The 18,453-nt window shown below is 43.7% G+C and carries 18 protein-coding genes; 6 read left to right on the top strand and 12 right to left on the bottom strand.

All coding sequences use genetic code 11. The annotated features are described in order from the left end of the window. Positions 1 to 85: 85 nt before the first annotated feature. The 4 genes from AC1D0K_RS00330 to AC1D0K_RS00315 form a co-directional block, all read right to left on the bottom strand. The gene (locus AC1D0K_RS00330) at positions 86 to 484 is read right to left on the bottom strand and encodes a DUF6010 family protein (protein ID WP_477396427.1); all 399 of its coding nucleotides are present in this window, start codon (positions 482 to 484) and stop codon (positions 86 to 88) included. Positions 485 to 508: 24 nt separating this feature from the next. After that, a complete protein-coding gene (locus AC1D0K_RS00325) occupies positions 509 to 940 on the bottom strand; it encodes a DUF2147 domain-containing protein (protein WP_477396429.1) in 432 nt (143 codons plus the stop codon). Positions 941 to 1,012: 72 nt separating this feature from the next. After that, positions 1,013 to 1,360 (bottom strand): hypothetical protein, encoded by a 348-nt coding sequence (locus AC1D0K_RS00320; RefSeq protein WP_477396431.1) that lies wholly within the window; start codon positions 1,358 to 1,360, stop codon positions 1,013 to 1,015. Between the two features lie 35 nt (positions 1,361 to 1,395). Continuing rightward, a complete protein-coding gene (locus AC1D0K_RS00315; RefSeq protein WP_477396433.1) occupies positions 1,396 to 2,568 on the bottom strand; it encodes a DJ-1/PfpI family protein in 1,173 nt (390 codons plus the stop codon). 400 nt (positions 2,569 to 2,968) lie between these two features. Here AC1D0K_RS00315 and AC1D0K_RS00310 point away from each other — a divergent pair, with 400 nt between their 5' ends. Next, positions 2,969 to 5,383, top strand: a complete 2,415-nt coding sequence (locus AC1D0K_RS00310; protein WP_477396435.1) for an ABC transporter permease — start codon at positions 2,969 to 2,971, stop codon at positions 5,381 to 5,383. Between the two features lie 13 nt (positions 5,384 to 5,396). Here AC1D0K_RS00310 and AC1D0K_RS00305 read toward each other — a convergent pair whose 3' ends face one another. Then, positions 5,397 to 6,314 carry a helix-turn-helix domain-containing protein gene (locus AC1D0K_RS00305; RefSeq protein ID WP_477396437.1) on the bottom strand — a complete coding sequence of 306 codons (918 nt, stop codon included), beginning with the start codon at positions 6,312 to 6,314 and terminating at the stop codon, positions 5,397 to 5,399. Positions 6,315 to 6,332: 18 nt separating this feature from the next. Continuing rightward, positions 6,333 to 7,223: an NmrA family NAD(P)-binding protein gene (locus AC1D0K_RS00300; protein ID WP_477396439.1), complete on the bottom strand. Its 891-nt coding sequence runs from the start codon at positions 7,221 to 7,223 to the stop codon at positions 6,333 to 6,335. A 142-nt stretch (positions 7,224 to 7,365) separates the two neighbouring features. Here AC1D0K_RS00300 and AC1D0K_RS00295 point away from each other — a divergent pair, with 142 nt between their 5' ends. After that, the gene (locus AC1D0K_RS00295; RefSeq protein WP_477396442.1) at positions 7,366 to 7,719 is read left to right on the top strand and encodes a VOC family protein; all 354 of its coding nucleotides are present in this window, start codon (positions 7,366 to 7,368) and stop codon (positions 7,717 to 7,719) included. 32 nt (positions 7,720 to 7,751) lie between these two features. Here AC1D0K_RS00295 and AC1D0K_RS00290 read toward each other — a convergent pair whose 3' ends face one another. From AC1D0K_RS00290 to AC1D0K_RS00265, 6 genes are all read right to left on the bottom strand, one after another. After that, positions 7,752 to 8,132 carry a VOC family protein gene (locus AC1D0K_RS00290; protein WP_477396444.1) on the bottom strand — a complete coding sequence of 127 codons (381 nt, stop codon included), beginning with the start codon at positions 8,130 to 8,132 and terminating at the stop codon, positions 7,752 to 7,754. Continuing rightward, a complete protein-coding gene (locus AC1D0K_RS00285) occupies positions 8,122 to 8,556 on the bottom strand; it encodes a VOC family protein (protein WP_477396446.1) in 435 nt (144 codons plus the stop codon). The genes AC1D0K_RS00290 and AC1D0K_RS00285 overlap by 11 nt, the downstream gene beginning before the upstream one ends. Continuing rightward, on the bottom strand, positions 8,556 to 9,527 hold the full coding sequence (locus tag AC1D0K_RS00280) for an ankyrin repeat domain-containing protein (protein ID WP_477442083.1): 972 nt from the start codon (positions 9,525 to 9,527) through the stop codon (positions 8,556 to 8,558). Before AC1D0K_RS00280 ends, AC1D0K_RS00285 begins: the two co-directional genes overlap by 1 nt. A gap of 21 nt (positions 9,528 to 9,548) precedes the next feature. Further along, on the bottom strand, positions 9,549 to 10,007 hold the full coding sequence (locus AC1D0K_RS00275) for a hypothetical protein (protein WP_477396450.1): 459 nt from the start codon (positions 10,005 to 10,007) through the stop codon (positions 9,549 to 9,551). A gap of 100 nt (positions 10,008 to 10,107) precedes the next feature. Then, on the bottom strand, positions 10,108 to 10,719 hold the full coding sequence (locus tag AC1D0K_RS00270; RefSeq protein ID WP_477396452.1) for an alpha-ketoglutarate-dependent dioxygenase AlkB family protein: 612 nt from the start codon (positions 10,717 to 10,719) through the stop codon (positions 10,108 to 10,110). An 8-nt stretch (positions 10,720 to 10,727) separates the two neighbouring features. Then, positions 10,728 to 11,000: a hypothetical protein gene (locus AC1D0K_RS00265; protein WP_295720338.1), complete on the bottom strand. Its 273-nt coding sequence runs from the start codon at positions 10,998 to 11,000 to the stop codon at positions 10,728 to 10,730. 102 nt (positions 11,001 to 11,102) lie between these two features. On the opposite strand from AC1D0K_RS00265, the gene AC1D0K_RS00260 reads away from it, so the two are divergent. The 4 genes from AC1D0K_RS00260 (at position 11,103) to AC1D0K_RS00245 (ending at position 18,442) form a co-directional block, all read left to right on the top strand. After that, complete coding sequence (locus AC1D0K_RS00260) at positions 11,103 to 11,834, top strand: ImuA family protein (protein WP_477396455.1); 732 nt, start codon at positions 11,103 to 11,105, stop codon at positions 11,832 to 11,834. A gap of 2 nt (positions 11,835 to 11,836) precedes the next feature. Further along, positions 11,837 to 13,339 (top strand): Y-family DNA polymerase, encoded by a 1,503-nt coding sequence (locus AC1D0K_RS00255; RefSeq protein WP_477396457.1) that lies wholly within the window; start codon positions 11,837 to 11,839, stop codon positions 13,337 to 13,339. A 13-nt stretch (positions 13,340 to 13,352) separates the two neighbouring features. Further along, complete coding sequence (locus AC1D0K_RS00250) at positions 13,353 to 16,550, top strand: error-prone DNA polymerase (protein WP_477396459.1); 3,198 nt, start codon at positions 13,353 to 13,355, stop codon at positions 16,548 to 16,550. Between the two features lie 431 nt (positions 16,551 to 16,981). Beyond that, positions 16,982 to 18,442 (top strand): sensor histidine kinase, encoded by a 1,461-nt coding sequence (locus AC1D0K_RS00245; RefSeq protein ID WP_477442081.1) that lies wholly within the window; start codon positions 16,982 to 16,984, stop codon positions 18,440 to 18,442. The last annotated feature ends 11 nt before the right edge of the window (positions 18,443 to 18,453 follow it).

Raw genomic sequence — 18,453 nt, 5'->3', positions numbered from 1 at the left:
TTCATAAAGGTAATACATAAGTGGGTTGCCGATGAGGCCATTTACCTGTCGGATACAGACAGATAGCTTTATAGAAATTATTTTATTACAAAGGAACTAATTTTGCATTTCGATATCTTAAAACAATCAAATAAAAGCCAATTGTAAAATCAATGGATAAGCAAAACAGATCATAGTGAGGTGGAATTAAACTGGAGTAAGGGAACATACCAAAAACGAGGTCCCAGATACCGTGCAGGAAATAACCTGCTGCTAAAATGATCATACTTTTTTTTACTCCATAATAGGCAATAAAAAGAAACAGAATGGCCTGCACAGCAGTAATGATCAGCGAAGCTACAGTACTCCAGGTAAACCCAACATAAAGGAAGCCAATTCCTGACAGGATGAGTCCATAGATGAGTTCTTTATCCAAATGTTTCAAAATGTTAATAGTTAAAATAACTACAAGGCCCAGCGAAATGCCAATGATTAGTGCGATCATGATTTGATGATTTGATGTTTTTAATTATTTAATGCGTTGAAAAAATTCCGTGCGTCCAAACAGGGAGATACCAACGTATCCGCGTACTTTCAACCTATCTCCGTTCAAGCTCATTTTGCAATCATATGTCTTACCGCTTTCAGGATCATAAATCCTTCCTGAAGTATAAGCCCCGTCTTTGAAGGAAAAATTGGTCAGCAATTCTATTCCCAGCACTTCTCTCGTTTTTAAGGCTTCGTTTGGGTTTTTACTATCTTTCCGGGGCTGGGCTACCCAAATGGATTTCCCGAAATATTGCTCACCTTTCTTATAAATTTCAATTTTAGCATCTTTTTCAGGCGACCAGTATAAGCCTGTAATCTGATCTGCCACCTTTTGGTTTGTTTGCGCAAATCCGGAGGAGGAAACAGAAAATAAAATAAGAGCAGAAAGCATAAATGTTATTAAATTTTTCATTGTCTTTTGTTTTTTAATATAATTGATTGTTGATTGCATATTTTACAATTACTGTGTTTTGCTGCATACCGGTTAAGGGATATCGCGTCTGTAGAATAATTTTCTGAAAGCGAAATGAAATATCTCACTATCGCCATACCGAACGGGGTAGGCATTGATAAAGGACCATCCTTCCCTGCCCATAAAATTCATGGCATCTATAATGGTGTTGAACTGTTTGATTTTTCCTTCCCAGGTCCTCAACCTGGTATCGCTCCAAAAACTTTTTTCATCGCCAAAATCAATATCGATGGTTACTTTATTGCTCAATAGTCGCGGTTTGGCTATAACCTGGCAAAACTGTTCAACCTTTACCGAATCTGTTTGTGCAAATGAATGCAGTGACCCCAGTATGAGTCCTATTATGAATATCTTTTTCATTATTGTTTTTTATTTATTGATAAGCCTTTGTTTGTTTAATTATAGTCAAGCATCAGTTTCACAACTGCTTTAAATTTGTCGCCATATAGGTCACCGATCCGCGCAAGGCACACATTTATCGGGTATTGATTTTTCATGTCATACCTGATAATATCTTTGTAAAGTGCCGTAATCGAAGCATTGTTGCCGGGCATCAATACATGCATCTCATCTACCTTTTTTGAATCATTCCCGCCGGTATGTACCAGTGTTAATCCATACTTGGTTTGGAGAGTTGTATCAGTAAGTGTAAAGCATTTAAAGGATTTTGGAAACGTGCGGGCATAGGTGTCAAGAATACTTACCAATTCAAATTCATTCATGCCTTCCTGTAAAAGTAATCCCAGGTTGCGGTTCTGTTTCAAGATTACCTTATGGGCAATGGTAAGCACATTCCCAAACTTAATGGCGTCACTCTGGTGAGCGGTCAATATCTCCGGGTGAGGATAGTGAATGTCCGCAGCTACAGCCTGCATCATTTTACTGCCGAACAGGTCATTAATTACCGTTAAGCTGCCTTCCACCGCATTAGATACTCCGGCAGTGCTGTACAGGTTGCCACTATGCGCAACATTCACCTGCTTTATCCATTGCGGTTTGCTGAAATGTGATTTCAGCATGTTAAAATCAGAGGCATGGCAGGTGATAGGCTTGCCATCAAAAAGTCCGGTAGCAGCTGCTGTTGAAGCGCCGTCACATACAGCGAGAATCTTCGTAACGGGTGTGAAGTGACTTTTTATAAATGAAATGACAATTGGGTCTTGTTTTTCATCACGTATAGATAAAGCCGGGATAACAATCACATCAGCAACTAATTTAAGGGAATCTGCTTCTTTGAAAGTCAGTTGCGGGAGTATAAAAAGGTTTCTTTTGATGAGCACGGGAGCTCTTTCCTTGGCAACAATGTATACATTTAATTTACCGGTTGCGTTAAACAGGTAAAAAGGTGCCAGCATATCAAACATTTCTGTCACCTTGTTATCAGCGATGATGAATACTGTTTTCTTAGTTGCATCGTATGATGGTTTTTTCAAGTCAAACTTATTGTTACCTGCATAAGGAGGAAACTGCCCGAAAGCTATGATAGGCTGAAAAAGTAAAACGATAACAACACCCGCAACAACAACCGTTGACAGGGAAATGATAAATACTTTCTTAAATTTTTTCATTGTGATTAATTGATTAATAATTACATCACAAAGGTGTAGCGAATGACGACGAAAATTAAGACAAGCAGATGTCAGATACGGACAGGAAAATAAGTGAGGCTTTTAGATGTAAGTGCTGGTTTATTCAGACCTGTATAGTTCATTTTAGGACTAACAGAATCCACTGTATAGTATTTACGGGATTTACTCACAAACCTGTATAGCTATTTCCCGACGGATCACTGTATAACCCACTGGATCAGCCTGTTATAAAAGCGAACAATAGATGTTCGCTTTCGATACATCTTCAGATCAATAAATAATGCAAATAACTAATAATCAGCAAATTAAACCATTGACACCATATTTAAAATAACATATTTAAATACTTCCTTTTCAGTCTCGTTTAAACCATAACGTCATGATAAAAAACTATCTAAAAGTAGCCTGGAGAAACCTGGTCAGGAATAAGGTTTCTTCCCTGATCAATATAGGCGGTCTTGCTGTAGGTATGGCTGTGACCGTGCTCATCGGCTTATGGATATGGGATGAATTGTCTTTCGATACCTATCATCAACATTATGACCGTATTGCCCAGGTCAGAACGCGGCTGATTGATCCGCGTACCGGTGATCCTGCTATGAACTCTTCGCTTCAGTTCCCGATGGTAACCGAGCTTAAAACCAACTATAAAGATAATTTCAAACACATTGTAATGGCTTCCTGGGATGTTGACGACATCCTTTCGGCAGGGGATAAAAAACTTTCGAGAAAAGGTTTGTTCATGGACCCTGACGCGCCGGAAATGCTGACCCTGAAAATGATCTATGGTTCCCGGGCAGGGTTAAAAGATCTGCACTCGATCATGCTTTCCCAATCAACTGCCAAAGCTTTCTTTGGCGATGCAAACCCGGTGAACAAAATGATGAAGATCAATAACAAATTGGATGTTAAGGTTACAGGTGTTTACGAAGATCTGCCATTAAATACCCAGTTTAAGGATCTTAAATTCCTGTCCCCTGCCGAGTTGTGGATCGCTGATAACCCATGGATAAAAGAACGGGCCTTGAACGACTGGCAGAACCATTTCCTAAAAATTTATGTGGAGATTAATCCAAATACTGATTTTGAAAAAGTTTCCAGGAATATTAAAGATGCCGAGCTAAAAAACCTCGCTGATCTGAAAGAACAGGCTAAATTAGATCCGCAGGTTTTCCTGCAGCCCATGCGGAACTGGCACCTGCATAGTTACAAACGCGGCGCTCCAGATACCGGACCGCTTCAATTATTGTGGCTGATCGGCGTCATCGGCGTATTTGTATTGCTGCTGGCCTGTATCAACTTCATGAACTTAAATACAGCGCGATCTGAAAAGCGTGCCAAGGAAATAGGCGTCAGAAAGGCCGTCGGCTCTATGCGGAAACAACTGATAGGCCAGTTCTATAGTGAATCTTTCCTGGTTGTGGTATTATCTTTCCTGGTATCGCTGGTTTTGGTTCGTTTGGCCCTGCCCTGGTTTAATGACTTATCGGCCAAACAAGTGATCATACCCTGGCAGAATGCCTATTTTTGGGTAGCGGGCATTGCGTTTGTTTTGATGACCAGTATTATATCAGGAAGCTACCCCGCACTTTACCTGTCATCTTTTAACCCAGTCAAGGTATTGAAGGGAACGTTCCGCGTTGGCAGGTTTGCCTCTATCCCCCGTAAGGTGCTCGTAGTTGCGCAATTTACAGTCTCGGTGGCTTTAATTATTTGCACCATTATTATTTACCGGCAAATCCAGATTGCCAAAAATCGCCCGGTGGGCTATACACGCGATGGGCTGGTCATGATCCAAAAAAAATCCAGCGATTTTGATGGTAAATACGACCTGTTACGATCCGAACTTAAGAATACAGGTGCCGTAGCCGAAATGTCTGAATCATTTGGCAAGGTTACTGAAATAGCATCCTGTAATGGAGGGTTTAAATGGAAAGGCAAAGATCCCAATTTGGATGATCAGTTTGGCACCTTACCTGTAAGTTTTGAATATGGCAAAACAGTTGGCTGGCAATTTGTGAAGGGGCGTGATTTTTCAAGGGCCTTTACCAGTGATTCATCGGGCATCGTCATTAATGAATCCGCGGCCAAATACATGGGGCTGAAAAACCCGGTTGGCGAAAATGTAAGCTGGAAATTTCAGGACCAGCCTCTAAAGCATTACAAGATATTAGGTGTAGTTAAAGACATGATCATGGAATCGCCTTATGAGCCAATGTATCCAACAATATTTATGATTAAAGGCCATGTACCTACATCATTGATCAATATTAAAATTAACCCAAAAACAAGCGCTAACCAGGCCTTGCCCAAAATAGAAGCCGTTTTCAAAAAGATCATTCCCTCGGCGCCATTTGAATATCAATTTGCCGATGAGGAATATGCTGCCAAGTTCGCGGCTGAAGAACGCATTGGCCGGCTTGCTACTGTTTTTGCCGGTCTCGCCATTTTAATTTCGTGCCTGGGTCTTTTTGGCCTGGCATCATTTGTAGCCGAACAACGGGTCAAAGAAATTGGTGTACGCAAGGTATTGGGCGCATCAGTATTTAATCTTTGGAGCTTGCTTTCAAAAGATTTTGTGTTACTGGTGATGATAGCTTACCTTATCGCCTCCCCTGTCGCTTATTATTTTATGCACCAATGGCTGCAGCATTCCCATTACCGATCCGAAATATCCTGGTGGATATTTGCTGTAACCGGCGCCGGCGCCATGGCGATCACTTTGCTAACTGTAAGCTATCAAAGTATCAGGGCTGCACTGGAAAACCCGGTAAAGAGTTTAAGGAGCGAATAAAGCTGCAGAAAGATTAGTTAAAAGTGTTTCTGAATTCCAAAGGCGATAGGTTAGTTTTTGTCTTGAATAATTTACTGAACGACTGCGGATGTTCAAAACCTAATTCGTAGGCGATTTCACTTACTGATAAACCTGTAACAGATAGTTTTTCCTTTGCTTTCTCTATCAGTTTATCGTGTATGTGTTGTTGGGTACTCTGGCCAGTTAATGTCTTAAGCAATCCACTCAAATAACCGGGCGATACATTTAATGTGTCGGCAATATATTGAACCGTCGGCAATCCTTTTTTTATTAATGTATCGCTGTTGAAATATCCGGCAAGAATATATTCCAACCGATTCAGGATATTATGGTTGGCGATTTTTCTTGTTATAAACTGGCGATGATAAAACCGGTCGGCATAATTAAATAACAATTCCAATTGAGCAATGATGATGTCCTGGCTAAATTTATCAATGTTTGAATGATACTCCTCCTGGATGTTTTGCATAATACCCGCAATTGTTGTTTCTTCTTTCTCTGAAAGAAACAAGGCTTCATTTACCGAATAGTCGAAATATTCGTATTGCTTTATGGCTTTGGCCAAAGGCGTATTCCACAAAAAATCGGGATGAAGCAATAACATCCATCCCGATTGTTTTAATGTTGAATCCTTCTCCACCTCAATTCTAAAAACCTGGCCAGGTGATATAAAGAACATGATACCTTCATCAAAATCATATTCCTGCTGACCATATTTTATTTTGGCATTAAAATTCCGTTTAAGGGCAATGGAATAAAAATCCTTAACTAAACTTGTTTCATTGGCCGGCGCCTGCTTAACCGATTCCAAATTTATTACGCTGATTAACGGATGCTCTGGCTTAGGCAATTCCCTAAACTTGTGAAATTCACTTATCGTTTTAAACCGATGAGGTTGGATGTTTCCCATACTTCAATATACCTGTTTTTATTTAAATGCGGCAGCAAATTCTTTTGCAAAATCTGTGAGCTTTACTTTACCCATAACTGCCGGTTTATTCCGGTAATAATCCTCTGTTAAGACACCGTTATGCTGGCTTGCATACATTTCAACCAAACCGGCAGCAATAATTGGCTGTATTCCGGCCGCTTCTAAACCACTTTGCATTTGTTCGTTGGCAATAATTATCCATTTTAAATCAGGATTACCCATAGCCTTGCCTAAGATACTTGCTGTTTCATTTCCGGTAAGTTCATCGCTTGCCACATACCGCACTTCTCTGCTCTCAGGTGATGTTTCAAGTTCTTCAGCAATCGTGGCAGCAATATCTATTGGCGAAACCCATATTAGCTCATCATCTGCACCATAATTTGCTGCAATAATGCCGTCCTTTTTTATCATAGCTACAAAGCTGTATAAATTGTAATAGAAACCAACGGGGCGCATGTACGTGATGGCAACATCAGCCAGTTTATCCAGGATAGCCTCTACATCATGATGAGCAAGAATGATACCTGAATGCTTAACTAAATGAGCACCAACGCTACTAAGATGCACCACATGCTTTACGCCCGAATCCCGGATAGCTACGACATAGTTGTTGCCGATTCTGAGACAATATGCCGTTACGTCAAGATTTTGATCGAAGTAATTAGCCGGTGGTACCATGGTGTACACAGCATCTGCGCCTGTAAAAGTGGCTGTGAGAAAATTAACGTCTTCCAATGAGCCGATGGCTGCGGTAGCTCCCAATGCTTCAATATCTTTCTGTTTTTCAGGATTACTGCTGATAACGGTAACCGTATGTCCTTTTTGCACTAACTCTATTGCCAGTGGCTTACTGATGTGTCCTAACGAACCTGTTACTATAATTTTCATTTTTCTATTTTTTTGATATTGCAAAGTTGCGCCATAGCAAAACAACAGATGTAGCCATATCTACTGTTGTTGTAGCCGAAACTGTTTTGATCGGGGTTGGGTATTTTGTAGCAGAATATATATTTTAGATAAAAAACAGCAAATGAAGTTTTTATCACTCGAACCATTTGTGCCTTCAGGCAGCAACTTTGAAGGCTCAAGAGAATTTTTCCAGGAATTGGGCTTTCATATTAACTGGGAAGTGGACGGTTACATTAGCTTTCAGCGGGATGAATGCAGGTTCGTGCTTCAGAAATTTGATAACATTGAGTTTGCACAAAATTTCATGCTCAGTGTGAAAGTCAGCAGTGTTGAAGAGTTCAGAAAAAGTGTTCTTGAAAAAGAACTACCTCAAAAGTACGGTATCCGTATCGGGCAGATCACACAGGAGCCCTATGGCATGGAGGTTAATATCATTGATATTGCCGGGGTTTGCTGGCATTTTGTTGAACAATAACAGTGATTAAATAATAAATATAATCTTTTCTATTAATTGTTGGTTTGATCCTCTTCCGGTTCACAGTTCGTATTATGACCGATACGCAGAATATGACCATCGGGATCTTTCACCAACATTTCGCGCATGGACCAGGGCTTGGTGTCCGGTTCGCTTAAAATTAGTGCGCCTTTCGCTTTGATGGCCTGGTAATATTCATCCACATTGTCCACGTTCAAACAAAGCCATGTTCCGGGATGTCCCTGATCTCCTTTACAAAAGAAAATCGTTGTATCACCAGTTAACACTGCGCCAAATGTGGGAGGATCATCCCAGGTCCATTTTTCTTCAAATCCCAGCACTTCAGTATAATAGGCCAGGCTGCGCGTTACATCATCTGAGTAAAGTACAGGTATAACAGATTCAATTTTCATCTTTTTTCCATTCGCTATATTGGGTTTCTTCCAAAACATCGGTAAGGCTTTCAAATTCCAGCCGGTAACCGTCCGGGTCTTTCAACCCTACCACCCACATGCCATTCCCCACAAAAGGCTCTGAGATGCTTAAGCCTTTTCCCTTAAACTCGTGATATAAGGCCAGTGCATCGGCGCATTGATAAGAAATCGTTACGCCCCCACCGGGTGGCGCTAACTGATCTGCATTTCTGTTGCGCGGCTCCTGCAGCATAATGGACACAGCATCGCGCTGCAGCCAGCACCATTCAATTTTCCCCCTTGGTGTCCATTCATTAGTAAGCTTAAAGCCCAGGCCATCCCGGTAAAACCGCAGAGAAACCTCCATATCGGCCACCATAAAAAAAGGAACTGCCAGCCGGATGTTTTGCGGGTTAGTTTCCATTATAAAATTTTTAATCGTTCTTCAATTGCCGCATGACCTTTCCTCACCGCCCAGGCTAAGGGCGTCGACCAATCAGCACCGGAACGCCCGGGGTCTGCGCCCTGTTCCAGTAAATAATTCACCATGTCCAGGTGCCCCCAGCGGGCAGCCATCCCTAAAGGCGTTGACTGGTATTCTTCTTCAATCGCATTGAGGTCCGCGCCATGATCAATCAACAACTTCACTTTAGCAATATCCCCATTTTGCGCCATATCATGCAAAATGGTAACATGATGCCAGCTCATGGTATTGGGGTTCATCCCTTTTTCCATCATATAGGTTGCGCCGTCCAGTCGTTCAAAATAGTATTTCTGCGTCCACTTCAAAATATCAGGCACTTTTGCACTATAAGACATCAACAGATCGGCCATTGACCGGTTATTGGTTTTAGCCGCAAAAGTAAGGATGCCTTCGCCCCAGAAGTAGGTTTCATCGAGTGCGAACTCCGGATGATCTTTTAAAATTACCGCTGTTTTTATAAGATCGTTTTGATCTACTGCTTTTTGAAATTCCAGCTGGAGTTTTGTTCGGTTAAAAAATATTTTCCCGTTATCGCCCTTATATTTATGGCGCCCGGGATGAGCCGCATATTCTTGCAATAACCGGACAATTTCGTCATGGCCGCGGTCTGCCGCAATGGTTTCAAGACTGTCTCGAAAGGGATACGTCCTATAGGCTGGATCTTGCGCACCATTATCTAGTAAATAACTAACGATAGCTATATGTCCTTCGCGAACGGCAAAGTGGATTGGCGGAGTATAATTATACTGCGCATAGATCAGTTCCGGACATTCGCTGACCAATTGCTTCACCCCTTCCAGGTCACCATCATGACTGGCCATTAGAATTCCCCATACCTTGTCTGTAGTGGACAACACCTTATTGGCAACTTCCATAGGCAATCCCAGGCTCATTTCATGAGGTCTTATCATGGTTTCCGCATTTTGAGATCTTCATAAATTATGTTCCAGTTTTGCGGCCAGTTTCCGGAGCTCCGGTGCAGATGTTTTGCTGGTTAGCTTATTGACCTTCAGGGTAATCATCCGATCCTTTTTCCTGAAAATGATAAGGTAAAAATGCTGCTTATCGGTATAAAAAAAAGCCTCATCACCCAGGCCGGATATTTTTTCCAGTCCGGGCATACCAATATTACCGGCAACAATAGTGGTATAGGCATTTTGCGCAGCTGTTATCGCCGGATATTTGGCCGACAAATAATATAAATGCGATACCGTATCGGTAATGGCCATATATGTATACCGCTGTTTGGACACACCACTTTTCTCCTCACTGGAGCTGTCGGTCAAACGCACAGTTTGGCCCAATACCTTTCCCGCATCGGTAACCGAGATTTTCGGTACATCTCCGTAAAAACAGGTAATCAGCAGCAACAAACAGGCGATGGCTTTCATACATTTAAATTTAGGATTTAAATCACCTAAAATAAAATTTCAGGAAAAAATACGTGTCGGCGGATTCTCACACCCGCGCTTAACAGCATTTTTTGCAGAATTATATAACCGTCCGGAAAGTAAGGTTAACCCGCGCCTTCATAGGTTTAATGGACTTGGCAATACGGTGTTCCCAATGTTCCTGCAAACCTGCTTTCATCAACAAAAATGAGCCATGCTCCAGCCGAACCGAATATTTTTCACCATGGTTGACTTTGTTCCGAATATCAAAACTGCGCACCTGCCCAAAACTAACCGAGGCTATAACCGGGTTGTTGCCTAAAACACTTTCACGGTCACTATGCCAGGCCACAGAATCATTACCGTCACGGTAATAATTGAGCAGAACACTATTAAATTTAATGTCTGCCAGTGGCTCAATCTTAGCTTTGAGCATCAACAATTCAGGAGTCCACAGATTGGGTTTGGTTTGAGTAAGCGATGCATAGTCATATACTTCCGGATCGCCATACCAGGCAGTCAGTCTTGGCGTAATAACTTCTTTGTCGTAAATTTTCTGTATCCGCTGTTGCCAGGGAGTTGCTGCAATAAACTTACTTAATAAAGAATTGCTTTGTTCTTCATCAAACAAAGCAGGCATATACTCCAGCAGCTCCTTTGGCAATCCCTTACTTTGCCCCTCCTCGGAAAAAAAACACAATTGCTCCATCATCTTTCTCCTTAAATCCTTTCTACATAATTGATAATAAAATCCGCAACCTGTTCCTGTTCCGCGATAGATAGTATATCGCCGTCATAGATCCAGAAACCCTGTGCGTCAAATAAAATGCAGCCGAGGTCATCAGGCCTTTCTTCAAAAGCGGTATACAGCTGATAACATTGGGCCGCTTTTTTATGTGTCGGATCGGGCACTACCCGTACGACTTCATCAGGGCCGCTTTTGCGTTTTACAAAGGCTTTGGCCTCCCTGGTCAGATAGTTATGCGTAATCATTTTAACGGTTGTAAACTTTTTTCAAATATAAATAAAATGCTAATATTTTTAGTATTAACTTTGTAGTCCGCAGGAATTTCAGGCGAATAAGATGTAAAAAACATGCAGGAAACCCAAAAGGATATGATCAACCGTTTGCAAAAAGATATTTTGCGATGGCAGGGTTTTGTTCCGCCTCTAGCGGATAAGCCTGGTGGCATTGGCCTGGGACCATTGGAATCGGCATTTCCCAATGGCGTTTTCCCTGTAGGTAATATACACGAAATGGTTTGCCCAACGCCGGAACAAGCCGCCGCAACCAGCGGACTGATGTCGGGCTTACTGGCTTTCCTGATGCAAAAAGGAGGCGCATGCCTGTGGATCAGTACCACAAGAAAACTTTTCCCTCCCTCCCTTGATGATTTTGAAGTGCAACCAGACCGGTTAATCTTTGTTGATGTTCAGCGCGAAAAGGATGTACTCTGGGCCATGGAAGAAGCATTGAAATGCGAAGGCCTGGCAGCAGTTATTGCCGAAGTCAGGGAAATAAGTTTTGCCCAATCCCGCCGTTTGCAGCTGGCGGTAGAAAGCAGCAAGGTTACAGGTTTTCTGCTACGCAACGATCCGCGTAAATTGGGTACAACTACCTGTGTTGCCCGCTGGCAGATCACGCCTTTGCCAAGTACGGTGGAAGAAGAATTGCCCGGTGTAGGCTTTCCGCGATGGCAGGTAGAATTGCTGCGGGTGCGTAATGGCAATCCGGGCAGTTGGAAGTTGGAATGGGTTGACGGGCACTTTGTGCCGGTTGACGAAGATATTATGCTGAATGAATTACCGGAACGAAAAGCCATATAATTATGCAAAGCCGCTTCCTTTCCTTATGGTTTCGTCATTTGACGACGGACTGGCTGACGATTCGGCAGCCGGAACTGAAAGATGTGCCCTTTATCCTGGTAGCATCCGAACGTAACCGCATGGTGGTCACAGCGGCTAATAGTTTAGCAGAAGTACAGGGCATCACTGTAGGTATGGCGGCGGCAGATGCGAAAGCGGCCATACCGGGCCTGCAGGTTTTCGATGCGCAGCCGGGTCAATCTGCCAAAATACTCAAACAGGCCGGCGAATGGTGCATCCGTTATTCGCCGCTGATTTCGGTTGACTTGCCCCAGGGCTTAATTTTAGATATTTCGGGCTGTGCGCACTTGTGGGGTGGTGAACGGGCTTACCTTAAGGAAATTGTAAACCGCATCAGAAGCAAAGGCTATGACGTTCGTGGCGCTATGGCTGACACCGCTGGAACAGCCTGGGCCGTGGCACGTTTTGGGCGGATAAAACCGATCATTGAACCGGGCGATCAGGCGAATGCTTTGTTATCCCTGCCGCCGGCTGCATTGCGCCTGGAACCGCTTATCCTGGAGCGGCTGCAAAAACTTGGTTTTTATACGATCAAAAGTTTTATAAACCTGAAACGTTCAGCACTGCGCCGCCGTTTTGGGGATAATTTCCTGCTCCGTTTGGACCAGGCCCTTGGTAACGAGAACGAACCCTTGCAAGTATTGCACCCGGCAGAGCCTTATAATGAACGCCTGCCATGCCTGGAGCCGGTTCGCACTGCAACAGCAATCGAACTGGGCATTAAAACATTGTTGGGCAACCTCTGCAAACGACTACAGGCAGAAGGTAAAGGCTTGCGGACAGCCATTTTGAAATGCTATCGCCTGGATGGTAAAATCGTAGATGCCACTATCGGCACCAACCGGGCTTCACATAACATCAATCATCTATTCAAATTGTTTGAACTTAAAATCCCCCTGATTGAGCCGGATCTGGGTATTGAACTGTTTACCCTGGAAGCGCCAAAAGTGGAGGAAGTATCGCCCGATCAGGAGATCCTGTGGTCGCCAGAGGGTTGCGGCCTTGCTGATACCAGTTTAGCAGAACTGCTCGACAGGCTGGCCAATAAAGTTGGCGCTGGCAACATCCGCCGCTACCTGCCGCAGGAACGTTACTGGCCAGAACAATCCATTAAAAAAGCCGGTTCACTTGCAGAAAAGCCCACAACTACCTGGCGAACCGGGCGTCCAAGGCCATCGTTACTGTTGCCACGGCCCGAGAAGATAGAAGTGACTGCGTTGCTGCCCGATAATCCCCCCATGCTGTTTATTTATAAAGGCGAGCGGCATACGATCAAAAAAGCCGATGATGCTGAACGCATAGAACGCGAATGGTGGCTGGACGTCGGACCACACCGCGATTATTATGTGGTAGAAGACCAGGAAGGCCGGCGTTACTGGCTGTTTCGTTCGGGGCATTATTCGGATGAGGGGTCACAATGGTATATCCACGGATTTTTTGCTTAAACAACATCTTATTATGAGGTACGCAGAATTACAGGTAACCAGCAATTTCACATTTATGCGGGGAGGTTCGCATCCAGATGAATTGGTAGAACATGCGGCTGACCTTGGCTATACCAAAATCGCGATTACTGACCGAAACAGTATGGCGGGAGTTGTACGCGCACACCAGGCCGCGAAGGTTAAAGGCATAGGTTTTATTCCTGCCTGCCGCCTCGACCTGCTGGATGGTCCCAGCCTGTTAGCATATCCTACAGATATTACGGCCTGGGGCAGGTTATGCGCTTTATTGACATTGGGCAACCTGCGTACCGAAAAAGGCAAATGCGAACTCTATAAAAAAGATGTTTATGCTCATGCCCAGGGTATAAAATTTATAGCTATCCCCCCCACCAGGCTGAACAGGAAGTTTGATTTTGACGATACTTTTAAAGCTGACCTTGCCGAATATAAAGCTGTTTTTGGCGCTGACCTTTACCTGGCTGTAAGCCGCTCCTATAGCGGCGATGATGCTAAACGCTTTTACAGGTTATCACAATTGACTGTTCCTATGGTAGCCACTAATGATGTACACTATCACGAATCGGTACGCCGGGAATTACAGGATATACAAACCTGCGTACGGGAAAAATGTACCATCCATAACGCCGGGTTCCGCCTGCATGCCAATGCCGAGCGCTACCTGAAACCTCTTGATGAACTGGAGCGTTTGTTTCGCCAGTATCCTGATGCTATCGCGCGTACACAGGAGATTGCCGATGCCTGTACTTTCTCACTGGATACTTTAAAATACCTCGAACCGGAATGGGTGAGCCCGGATGGCCGTACTTCAGATGAACATCTGCGGGCGCATACAATGGAAGGCGCCCGGAAAATATTTGGTGAGATCATCCCGAAAAAGATTACAGAACAGGTTGATTTTGAGCTTGCATTTTTTGAGAGACGGAAGCTGGCTCCTTATTTCCTTCGGATTTATGAATACACCCAAAAAGCCGAGCAACTGAATATCCTGCACCAGGGACGCGGTTCGGCAGCCAATTGCACGGTTTGTTTTTGTTTGGGGATCACGCCGGTAAATCCTACCAAATCCCGGCTGCTGTTTTCCCGTTTTATGTCTGATGCCCGCGACGAATGGCCTGATGTTGACGTGGATTTTGAACATGAACGCCGGGAAGAGATTATCCAATGGATTTATGAAACTTACGGCCGGGAACACGCGGCCATTGTAGCGACAGTGACCCAGGAACGGCATAAAGGCGCGATCCGCGATGTGGGTAAAGCAATGGGCCTATCAGAGGATACGATCAAACGCTTATCCGGTGCGATCTGGGATTTTTCAGAAGAGGCTTTTGACCGGCAGCGGATCATTGAACAGGGACTAAACCCAGATGACCCGCACTTACACAAAGTTTTGGAGCTGACTGAACAGTTGATGGGTTTCCCGCGCCAGTTAGGGCAGCACACAGGCGGGTTTGTGATCATGCAATGCAAGCTTTCCGATATCTGTCCTGTTCTGAACGCCCGCATGGAAGACCGTACACAACTGGAATGGAACAAGGATGACCTGGAGGCGCTGGGAATTTTGAAAGTGGATGTACTGGCTTTGGGAATGCTGACCTGTATAAGAAAGGCGTTTGTGCTGTGCAAGAATCATTACAACCTTGACCTTACACTGGAGAATGTGCCACAGGACGACCCGGCCGTTTATGATATGATCTGTCATGCCGATACACTTGGCGTCTTCCAGATCGAGAGCCGTGCACAAATGTCTATGCTGCCCCGGTTAAAGCCGAGGTGTTTTTATGACCTGGTGATCGAGGTGGCTATCGTGCGGCCAGGTCCGATACAGGGCGACATGGTACATCCTTATTTGCGCAGGCGCGACGGCATAGACCCCATAGTATATCCATCCGAAGAACTCAAAAGAATATTGGGCCGGACATTGGGCGTGCCGCTTTTCCAGGAACAGGCTATGGAGATTGCTATTGTGGCGGCAGGCTTTACACCGGCCGAGGCTGATCAGCTGCGGCGAAGTATGGCGACTTTTAAAGCTAAAGGTTTGGTGAGCCAGCATCGCAAAAAGCTGGTAGATGGCATGGTAGCTAAAGGGTACGATGAAGAATTTGCAAAACGGATATTTAAGCAGTTGGAAGGTTTTGGCAGCTACGGTTTCCCGGAAAGTCATGCCGCTTCGTTTGCCCACCTGGTTTATATTTCCTGCTGGCTTAAATGGCATCACCCGGATGTTTTTGCGGCGGCTTTGCTCAATAGCCAGCCCATGGGGTTCTATCAACCGGCAGAGATTGTGGATGATGCCCGCAATCACGGCGTAGAGGTGCGACCGGTGGATATCAACCACTCCCAATGGGATAATATATTAGAAGAAAAAGCGGGTAAATTTTTTGCCTTACGATTAGGCTTCCGCCAGGTAAAAGGATTAAATGAAGAGGAGATGCAATCCCTTGTTGCCGGGCGAAGTAGCGGCTATACCAGTATCCACCAATTGAGTGATGCGGGTATACCACAAGCCGCTATCGAAAACCTGGCCGACGCGGATGCCTTTCGTTCTTTGGGCCTAGATCGCCGTGAGGCTTTGTGGGAAGTGCCCGCGCTCAATGATAAGCCAATTGGGTTATTTACCGGGCAGCCATCCGAAAGCGCACTCGAAACACAGATCAGTCTGCCATTCATGACCCAGGCCGAGCATGTTGTGCATGATTTCGCTACCACGGGGCTATCACTCAAAGCACATCCCGTAAGTTTTGTACGGGGCCAGCTTGACCTTCTGCGCGTAACACCTACCGGGGAAATAAAAACGATGAAAAATGGCGATCCTATCAAAGTTGCCGGGATGATCACCGTTCGCCAGCGCCCCGGCACAGCCAAAGGAGTACTGTTTATCACCATAAAGGATGAAACCGGTTTTTCTAACCTTGTTGTGTGGGAAAAAGTCTTTGACAAATACCGCAAGGAGATCCTGCAGTCCCGTTTACTTATGGTGGAAGGTAAATTGCAGGTGGAGGGCGAAGTAGTACATGTGGTTGTCCGCCGCTGCTTCAACCTCAATAAATTACTGAACGGCCTGACCAACGCCGATAATGATGATCTACCGTTAGTCCCCCTATCCCGATCCGACGAAACAACTGCACCCGCACCCCAAAAACGTGACCAGTCTGCTCAAGATGTCTTTTACAAAGGCAGGAATTTTAGATAATTAGTTTTTATTTATTGAATTAATGCCAGCCCTGATCTTTATAAACAATTATCATTTGGCAATTCAATTTTTAAAATTACAAACACCTGAAAGCTGCCACACAAAAGAATTAAATGTTATTAAAATTCAATGATTAGATCAGTTTAGGCTCGTCTATTTAATTGTTAGCTTTGTAAGATGAAGGATCAACAGGAAGTACCCGAGTGCTTGATGTGGGCATCAAGGTTATTTTATAAGCATGGATACAAATCAAACGTTAAAAATTAGAATTACGAATAAAAAGAATATTGCAAAGGCTTTATTAACAAGTAGACTTGATTACCTTTCGTTAAATAGATTCATAACCTTTGCATAGTCAACAACACCTAATTTTTAATACATAACATATACATTTTTCCATTGTAGCTTACGCAAGCTCATCTTTACTTTACATGCAAACTAAACTCGAACTCTACCAAAAAGTTATACCCATAGCTCATTTGGGTATATGGGAAGTGAACCTGGCCAAAGGTGAAATTTATTGGAACGCCGTTGTTCGGGACATTCATGAAGTAGACCAAGATTTTTCTCCCAGCCTTGAAAAGGCAATAGAATTTTACGAAGATACTGACGCCATTAGGCGATTAATGGATGATGCCATAAAAACAGAAAATCCTGAAGTGGTCGAATTAAAACTGACTACTGCAAAAGGAAACGTTAAATGGGTTAAGGTTAGAATAAAGGCCGATTTCGAGGACGGCAAATGTACTGTCATGTATGGCTCTATTGAGGATATCACAAAGCAGGTTAACCTGGTGAGTAAACTGGCAGAACAGGAAGAACAATTTCACCAGGCATTTGATTACGCGCCTATAGGGATGGCCCTTGTATCTACAAAGGGAGAATGGATTAGGGTTAATAAAATGTTGTGCCAGATTTTGGGCTATAATGAGCTGATTTTATTAAAGCTAACTTTCCAGGACATCACGCATCCGGATGACCTGGATATTGATTTGCAACAAATGTATCAGCTATTAAATGGCAAGATCACTGCATATCAAATGGATAAGCGTTATTTTCATATTGATGGCGGTATTATATGGGTCTCTTTAAACGTTACTTTGGCCCGCGATCAGCAGGGAAAGCCACTGTACTTTGTTTCCCAGATTAAAGACATTACAGACCATAAGAGGATGGAAATGGAACGAAGCCGGGCAATGGAAATCATTAGCGCCCAGAATAGCCGCTTGTTAAATTTTGCACATATAGTATCACATAACCTGCGGTCACATGCAGGTAATATACAGATGTTGACAGAAATGATTTTGAGTGAAGAAGACACCGCCGAAAGAGATAGCCTGATTGGGATGCTTGGTATAAATGCGGTTAATTTGCAGGATACACTTGTGCATTTGAATGAGGTTGTTGATGTACATGCCAGTGGTAAACACAGGCTGAAAATGCTAAATCTTGCTAAAGAAATTGAAAAAACGACGGGAGTCTTATCCGGATCATTAAAAGCTGCAGCGGCAAAGCTTTCTATTGAAGTATCACCAGAAATTGAATTTGAATTTGATCCTGCTTACCTGGAAAGTATCCTGCTTAATTTATTGACCAACGCCATCAAATACCGCAACCCCGAAAAGTCGTTAAAAATCGATATAAATGCTAAAAGGTTAAAAGATCAGATCATCCTGAGATTTAAAGACAATGGTATGGGGATAGATATGGTTCAAAATGGCAATAAACTTTTTGGGATGTATAAAACCTTTCATGGCAACGATGACGCACGCGGAATAGGCCTGTTCCTGGTTAAGAACCAGGTAGAGGCTATGGGAGGAAACATCATAGCAGAAAGCATTCCTGGCGAGGGAACTACATTTATAATTGAATTCAGGAACCTAATAGTATAAAAAAAACTCAA

The sequence above is a fragment of the Mucilaginibacter sp. P1_A3 genome, from assembly GCF_056406855.1.
This window is presented reverse-complemented; position numbering and strand designations above follow the sequence as displayed.